Raw genomic sequence first — 7,236 nt, 5'->3', positions numbered from 1 at the left:
GACGACATGATCGACACCGGTGGCACTCTGTGCAAAGCAGCAGAAGGTCTTCTTCAGCTTGCTGATAAAGGACAAAGCACTTGGTCACTTCTTCTAGCTGACTGTATTCTTTCGACAAGGCGCGGAATCTGTTCTGATCACCGATAACACCAGGGTCACCCAGTAGATGTTGTACTTCTTCGTAACGCTCAGCGAGCGCTTCTAATTTGGCGAGAATAGATGGTTTCATAGTAAGTTTTACAACTATTTTAGGGGATCCAAACCTAAGCTCTGACGCAGCGTGTCGAGTGTACGCTCATCACCATTTCTGGCAGCTTCCTGCATGGCCTGAGTCGGCGCATGGATCAATTTATTGGTCAGTTTATTGCTCAGTTCAGCCAGCACTTTTTGTGGGTCTGCACCGCTAGCCAGCGCCTGTAGGCTTTTACTGAGCAATTCATTTTTTAGTGCTTCAGAATCTGCACGATATTGTTTAATGCTGTCCACGGCGTCGCGTGAGCGCATCCAGGTCATAAACCCATGGCTTTCTTCTTCAACGATGGCTTCAGCCTGAACGGCTGCGGCTTTTCGTTGCTCTCGATTGCGTTCGACAATCGAGTGTAAATCATCGACGGTATACAAATAGGCGTCATTAAGCTCGCCCACTTCTTCTTCAATATCACGAGGCACGGCAATGTCGATCAGCAGCATGGGCTGATGCCGGCGTGCTTTCAAGGCTTTTTCCACCATCCCTTTACCGATAATCGGCAATGGCGCGGCGGTCGAGCTGATCACGATATCGGCCTTGTGCATGTGCTCGGGAATTTCTTCCAACGAGATCACTTTTGCCCCAAAGGCATCTTCAAACGGCTTGGCTCTTTCACGCGTTCGGTTTGCTACGATGATGTTTTTACATTCGTGCTCATACAAATGCTTGGCAACCAGTTCAATAGTTTCACCCGCTCCCACTAGCAATGCGGTTGAGGCTTCCAAAGATTCGAAGATCTGCCGCGCCAAGGAACAAGCCGCAAACGCAACAGAAACGGCGTTGCCGCCAATATCAGTTTCGGTACGAACACGCTTGGCAACCGTAAAGGTTTTATGAAATAAACGCTCTAACGGGCCGTTAATCGCATTGAGCTCAACAGATTCCGCATAGGCTTGTTTGACTTGCCCAAGGATCTGAGGCTCTCCCAACACAAGCGAATCTAACCCACAGGCAACACGCATTAAGTGTTGTGCAGCAGCTTGATCATGATGGGTGTATAAGCAAGGAAGTAAGGCATCACTGTCCAGGCTGTGGAAATCACGAAGCCAATCCACGACTGCACCTGGGCTAGGTTGGTCTAATTCACAATAGATCTCGGTTCGGTTACAGGTAGATACAATAACCCCACTCTGCACGACCTGCTTTTCTTTTAGCTGGTGTAGTGCATCGCGAAGTTGTTGCTGTGAAAAGGCGACCTTTTCACGCAAGTCGACCGTAGCGGTCTTATGATTAATTCCGAGAACTAGCAAGCTCATTAAGCAGGGTTACCGACAGCACCAGATGAAATCCGAACCGTGGATTTTACGTTATGGGCTCGTCGAATAAAAGATAACATTAGTTTCCTGTTCCCGCTAACAACCAGAAGTGTGACTATTTCGCACTCAATGCGAAATTTTCGTCCATTTTTTCAACAACTAATCATTGATTATATTTCAAGATGTCGCCCAACTTTCTGTTTCATTTGTCTGTTTGTGTGAATTTTCTTGATCTGTCGCGGATAAGCCACTGATGATTGCCGATAATTATCTGTATAATTGTTCGCGACCGCTATATAAACGGAGTTTCATCATGTCTCGCTCTATCAAGCTTGCTCTGACCTTCATGCTTGGTTTTCTCGCTCTTTCGGGATGCACTTCAGTGCCTGCACCGTCTACTGAGTGGCAAACCCACCAAGAGGCGCTCGCTGGTATTACAAACTTCACCGCAAAAGGCAAAGTGGCCCTGATCAGTCCAGAACAACGTGTTTCCGCCAACTTCCTCTGGCAACAAAAAGACGATGAACTCTCTTTAAGGCTCACTAATTTCCTTGGCACGACGTTATTAACGCTAGAGGCTACGCCTGACATCGCTATTTTGGTGGATAACGAAGGCCAGCGTTACGTCGGGCGAGATGCCGCCAGCCTGTTAGAAAAATTAACCGGTATTGCTTTACCCGTGGACGACATGACGCAATGGATCAAAGGATTGCCAACGGAGCAAAACGATTTCACCTTAGGTGCCGATAATCGGCTGGCTTTTTTAAGCGAAAACAGCGCCGAGTCCAATCAGCCAGGTTGGCAATTGGAATACAGCACCTATGATGCCAACACCGACAGTTTGCTTCCGGCCAAAATCAAAATGAACCAGAACACGCAAAAAGTGAATCTGGTGATTTCCGAATGGATCTACCCGCAATGACACAATCCGCAATAGAACAATACTCGGACACCACCACTTGGCCCTCCCCCGCCAAGCTGAATCTTTTTTTATATGTCACAGGTCAGCGCGAAAACGGCTACCACGACTTACAAACGCTGTTTCAATTTCTCGATTATGGCGACACGTTACATATCACGCCCAATGAAACAGACAAAATCACCCTATCGCCAGACATCGAAGGGGTAGCGGTTGAAGATAATCTCATTTATCGCGCAGCAATGACGCTAAAAGCCCAATCAGGCAGCAAGCAAGGCGCGCATATTCACATTGAAAAAATGCTACCAATGGGTGGCGGGCTTGGTGGGGGCTCTTCCAATGCAGCCACCACATTGGTCGCACTCAATCACCTTTGGAACACTGCACTATCAAGCGATGAACTGGCAGACCTTGGGCTAGCACTGGGCGCAGATGTCCCGGTATTTGTGCGCGGTGTGACAGCGTTTGCAGAAGGTGTTGGCGAAGTACTCCAACCCGCCTACGCTGAAGAAAAATGGTATCTGGTCGCAAAACCTGATGTTAGTATCGCAACAGCAAAAATTTTTGGTCATCCTAACCTGCCACGAGACACGCCAAAACGCGCATTAAATGTGCTATTGGCGGGAAATTACGAAAACGATTGCGAAAAGATAGTCAGAGAGTTGTTTCCAAAGGTTGATAAGGCCATTTCGTGGCTGGTAGAATACGCGCCGTCAAGATTGACTGGAACGGGTGCCTGTATTTTCGCGGAGTTCGAGAATGAGGACGACGCTCGTTTAACATTTAACAAATTGCCCGACTGGCTCACTGGTTTTGTAGCTTGTGGTGTGAACACTTCACCGCTCTTAACCACGCTAAAAGCGCAGAAACAATGAGACAGACAAAACTCAATGGATACAACCCCGAGGTTTTCCACCGTGCCTGATATGAAGCTGTTTGCTGGTAATGCAACGCCTGTGCTCGCCCAACGCATTGCGAATCGCCTATATATGTCACTAGGTGACGCTACCGTTAGCCGTTTTTCTGACGGCGAAGTGTGTGTACAAATCAACGAAAACGTACGGGGTAGCGACGTATTCGTTATCCAGTCGACGTGTGCACCTACCAATGACAACCTAATGGAATTGGTTGTGATGATCGATGCACTGCGTCGCGCATCTGCTGGTCGCATCACCGCAGTTATTCCTTACTTTGGTTACGCTCGCCAAGACCGCCGTGTGCGTTCTGCGCGTGTTCCAATCACTGCGAAAGTGATTGCAGACTTCCTATCTAACGTCGGTGTTGACCGCGTTTTGACGGTTGACCTGCACGCAGAGCAAATCCAAGGCTTCTTCGATGTACCCGTAGATAACATCTTCGGTACACCGGTACTGCTTGAAGATATGCTAGCGAAGAAACTGGAAGATCCAGTGGTCGTTTCTCCAGACATCGGTGGTGTTGTGCGTGCTCGTGCAACAGCAAAACTGCTGGACGACACTGACATCGCTATCATCGATAAACGCCGCCCACGTGCAAACGTGTCTCAGGTTATGCACCTGATTGGTGACGTTGAAGGCCGTGACTGCATCATCGTTGACGACATGATCGACACCGGTGGCACTCTGTGCAAAGCAGCAGAAGCGCTGAAAAACCGTGGTGCGAAGCGTGTATTCGCTTACGCAACACACGCGGTATTCTCAGGTAACGCGCCTCAAAACATCAAAGATTCTGTGATTGACGAAGTGATTGTCACCGACTCAATCCCGTTGAGTGCAGAAATGCAAGCGACGGGTAAAGTGTCTCAGCTGACGTTGTCAGGCATGCTGGCTGAAGCAATTCGCCGCATCAGCAATGAAGAATCAATCTCTGCAATGTTCGATTCTTAATCGACACCTTGTTAGAGTAAAACGCCTCGCTTTTGCGGGGCGTTTTGTTTTGCACAGTACTTACTCAAGCGAACTCTTTACGCCATCATTTTGAGGTCGCTTACGTATAGTGTTAGGATATGCCGCCTTTGGCGTTGGTCGGGTGGCGTCATCTGATCTTTAGCGCCTAACCGATGACAACCATAACAACGAGAATCTCACCGTGAGCGACCAAATTCGTCTTTTAGTGGGTCTGGCGAATCCTGGACCAGAATATTCAAAAACCCGTCACAATGCGGGAGCTTGGGTCGTTGAAGAGTTAGCACGTATTCATAATGTGCAACTGAAAGAAGACAAAAAATATTTCGGTTTAACGGCCAGAATTAGCATGGGTGGTGAAGATCTACGTTTATTGATCCCAACAACATTCATGAATCTGTCCGGTAAATCTGTGGCTTCACTGGCCAATTTCTTCCAAATAAAACCGGAAGAGATCATGGTAGCTCACGATGAGCTAGACTTGCCGCCAGGTGTTGCCAAGTTCAAAAAGGGTGGTGGGCATGGCGGTCATAATGGTCTGCGTGACATCATCAGCAAGATGGGCAACAACAAAGAGTTTTATCGTCTTCGCATCGGGATCGGACATCCCGGCCACAAAGACAAAGTAGCGGGTTTTGTATTAACGAAAGCCCCTGCTAATGAACAAAGCCAAATCGAAGAAGCTGTCGACGAAGCCGTTCGCTGTATCGACATTCTGCTGAAAGATGATTTAGCTAAGGCGCAGAACCGCCTTCATACATTCAAGGCGCAATAATATTTTTAACGAAAGGTTACCATCTCATGGGTTTTAAATGCGGTATCGTTGGCCTGCCAAACGTAGGTAAATCAACACTGTTCAACGCTCTGACCAAAGCCGGTATCGAAGCGGCAAACTTCCCGTTCTGTACTATCGAGCCAAACACGGGTGTGGTACCTGTGCCTGATCTGCGTCTGGATGCGCTTGCGAAAATCGTTAACCCACAACGTATTTTGCCAACCACGATGGAATTCGTAGACATCGCGGGCTTGGTTGCTGGTGCGTCAAAAGGTGAAGGTCTGGGTAACAAATTCCTTGCAAACATCCGCGAAACTGACGCGATCGGTCACGTTGTTCGTTGTTTCGAAAACGACAACATCATCCACGTCGCTGGCAAAGTTGACCCTGCTGACGACATCGAAGTGATCAACACGGAACTGGCACTGTCAGATTTGGAAGCATGTGAGCGCGCTATTCAGCGTCAAGCGAAGAAAGCAAAAGGCGGTGATCGCGACGCGAAAATCGAGATCGCTGTGCTTGAAAAGCTTCTTCCTGTGCTGGAAGAAGGCAACATGCTGCGTTCAGTAGAGCTGACCAAAGAAGAAAAAGCTGCGGTTGATTACCTCAACTTCCTGACCATGAAACCAACCATGTACATCGCGAACGTTAACGATGACGGTTTTGAAAACAACCCATACCTCGACATCGTGCACGCGATCGCTGAAAAAGAAGGTGCTACCGTTGTTGCTGTTTGTGCTGAAATCGAAGGCGAGCTGTCTGAACTAGAAACAGACGAAGCGGCAGTATTTCTTGAAGAAATGGGCTTGGAAGAACCCGGTCTAAACCGTGTGATTCGTGCTGGCTACGACCTGCTAACATTGCAAACCTACTTCACCGCTGGCGTAAAAGAAGTGCGTGCATGGACGGTTGCAGTTGGTTCAACCGCGCCACAAGCTGCCGGTAAGATCCACACTGACTTCGAAAAAGGCTTTATTCGCGCCGAAATCATCGGTTACGACGATTTCATCACTAACAACGGTGAAGCCGGCGCGAAAGTTGCGGGCAAATGGCGTTTGGAAGGCAAAGAATATATCGTTAAAGACGGTGATGTTATTCACTTCCGCTTTAACGTGTAATTTGGCTTCATTGATGAAATTTTAAAAGCTGGCTTTTGCCAGCTTTTTTATTTTTCAGCGCCTGTTTTTACCTAAAACCGCTTAATTCGATCAAAAAACGGCCCTCCCTGCTCAAAATCCAAGCGAAGACACCAAATCACTGAAAAAACCGCGGGAAAAAGGTTGACGGGGTCTTAGCTTCTTCGCATAATGCGCCCCGCACTCAGGGGAGACCCTGACGAAAATAAGATGGCTACGTAGCTCAGTTGGTTAGAGCACATCACTCATAATGATGGGGTCACAGGTTCGAATCCCGTTGTAGCCACCATTCTTTTTTCAGTGCCAAGCAATACAAAGCGGAAGTGGCGAAATTGGTAGACGCACCAGATTTAGGTTCTGGCGCCGCAAGGTGTGAGAGTTCAAGTCTCTCCTTCCGCACCATCTATCTTGTTTCTCTCAACGTTTAACGTTGAATAGAAGGTTTCAGACAAGACTAAAAAACTGAAACGACTAGGATTGCGGAAGTGGCGAAATTGGTAGACGCACCAGATTTAGGTTCTGGCGCCGCGAGGTGTGAGAGTTCAAGTCTCTCCTTCCGCACCAATCCTCTTGTTCTTTATTTGCGCTTTAATGCATAGTAGAGACGGTCAGACAAGATAGAAAACTGATCAAAAATGCGGAAGTGGCGAAATTGGTAGACGCACCAGATTTAGGTTCTGGCGCCGCAAGGTGTGAGAGTTCAAGTCTCTCCTTCCGCACCATTGCTCTTGTGAAGAGCAAAAGAATTGAAAAGGTCATGCTTTAGAGCGTGATGACTGTTGGGATATCGCCAAGCGGTAAGGCAGCGGCTTTTGATGCCGCCATTCCCTGGTTCGAATCCAGGTATCCCAGCCATATTTCAGGTTGGCTACGTAGCTCAGTTGGTTAGAGCACATCACTCATAATGATGGGGTCACAGGTTCGAATCCCGTCGTAGCCACCATTTATTCGAAGGCCTTTGGCTTTCAAAACAGACTGACACTGTCACGTGTTCAAAAGCATTAGCTTTAGTCTGAAAAA

At 48.0% G+C, this 7,236-nt stretch carries 7 protein-coding genes and 6 tRNA genes; 11 read left to right on the top strand and 2 right to left on the bottom strand.

Features of this window, described 5'->3' with window-relative positions; translation table 11 throughout:
* Together A1OO_RS23735 and hemA are read right to left on the bottom strand one after the other, a co-directional pair.
* A partial coding sequence (locus tag A1OO_RS23735; RefSeq protein ID WP_035008728.1) for a PCRF domain-containing protein occupies positions 1 to 229 on the bottom strand: 229 nt, incomplete at its 3' end.
* A 14-nt stretch (positions 230 to 243) separates the two neighbouring features.
* Positions 244 to 1,503 carry a glutamyl-tRNA reductase gene (gene hemA, locus A1OO_RS04000; RefSeq protein ID WP_016960617.1) on the bottom strand — a complete coding sequence of 420 codons (1,260 nt, stop codon included), beginning with the start codon at positions 1,501 to 1,503 and terminating at the stop codon, positions 244 to 246.
* Positions 1,504 to 1,816: 313 nt separating this feature from the next.
* On the opposite strand from hemA, the gene lolB reads away from it, so the two are divergent.
* The 11 genes from lolB to A1OO_RS03945 all read left to right on the top strand — a co-directional run bounded on the left by lolB (position 1,817) and on the right by A1OO_RS03945 (position 7,159).
* Entirely contained in the window at positions 1,817 to 2,425 is a 609-nt protein-coding gene (gene lolB, locus A1OO_RS03995) for a lipoprotein insertase outer membrane protein LolB (protein ID WP_016960616.1), read from the top strand.
* A complete protein-coding gene (gene ispE / locus A1OO_RS03990; RefSeq protein WP_016960615.1) occupies positions 2,422 to 3,297 on the top strand; it encodes a 4-(cytidine 5'-diphospho)-2-C-methyl-D-erythritol kinase in 876 nt (291 codons plus the stop codon). Before lolB ends, ispE begins: the two co-directional genes overlap by 4 nt.
* Before the next feature lie 42 nt (positions 3,298 to 3,339).
* Complete coding sequence (locus tag A1OO_RS03985) at positions 3,340 to 4,287, top strand: ribose-phosphate pyrophosphokinase (protein ID WP_026024034.1); 948 nt, start codon at positions 3,340 to 3,342, stop codon at positions 4,285 to 4,287.
* 202 nt (positions 4,288 to 4,489) lie between these two features.
* Entirely contained in the window at positions 4,490 to 5,080 is a 591-nt protein-coding gene (pth, locus tag A1OO_RS03980; RefSeq protein WP_016960613.1) for an aminoacyl-tRNA hydrolase, read from the top strand.
* Positions 5,081 to 5,106: 26 nt separating this feature from the next.
* Positions 5,107 to 6,198, top strand: coding sequence for a redox-regulated ATPase YchF (gene ychF / locus A1OO_RS03975; RefSeq protein WP_016960612.1), 1,092 nt, complete (start codon positions 5,107 to 5,109; stop codon positions 6,196 to 6,198).
* A 230-nt stretch (positions 6,199 to 6,428) separates the two neighbouring features.
* Positions 6,429 to 6,505 (top strand) — tRNA-Met (locus A1OO_RS03970).
* A 28-nt stretch (positions 6,506 to 6,533) separates the two neighbouring features.
* Positions 6,534 to 6,618 (top strand) — tRNA-Leu (locus tag A1OO_RS03965).
* Positions 6,619 to 6,695: 77 nt separating this feature from the next.
* Positions 6,696 to 6,780, top strand: a tRNA-Leu gene (locus A1OO_RS03960).
* Positions 6,781 to 6,853: 73 nt separating this feature from the next.
* Positions 6,854 to 6,938 (top strand) — tRNA-Leu (locus tag A1OO_RS03955).
* A 58-nt stretch (positions 6,939 to 6,996) separates the two neighbouring features.
* Positions 6,997 to 7,071: transfer RNA gene (locus A1OO_RS03950), tRNA-Gln, on the top strand.
* Positions 7,072 to 7,082: 11 nt separating this feature from the next.
* Positions 7,083 to 7,159: transfer RNA gene (locus tag A1OO_RS03945), tRNA-Met, on the top strand.
* Positions 7,160 to 7,236: the final 77 nt, after the last annotated feature.

Origin of the sequence: Enterovibrio norvegicus FF-33 (assembly GCF_000286835.2) — a bacterium.
Classification (GTDB): Bacteria; Pseudomonadota; Gammaproteobacteria; order Enterobacterales; family Vibrionaceae; genus Enterovibrio; species Enterovibrio norvegicus_A.
The sequence above is the reverse complement of the archived record's forward strand: the minus strand, read 5'-3'. Positions and strand labels throughout refer to the sequence as shown.

What these genes read in the sequence shown, in the direction of transcription:
- hemA (WP_016960617.1), bottom strand. Translation starts at nt 1,503, where the DNA reads ATGAGCTTGCTAGTTCTCGGAATTAATCATAAGACCGCTACGGTCGAC.
- lolB (WP_016960616.1), top strand. Translation starts at nt 1,817, where the DNA reads ATGTCTCGCTCTATCAAGCTTGCTCTGACCTTCATGCTTGGTTTTCTC.
- ispE (WP_016960615.1), top strand. Translation starts at nt 2,422, where the DNA reads ATGACACAATCCGCAATAGAACAATACTCGGACACCACCACTTGGCCC.
- ychF (WP_016960612.1), top strand. Translation starts at nt 5,107, where the DNA reads ATGGGTTTTAAATGCGGTATCGTTGGCCTGCCAAACGTAGGTAAATCA.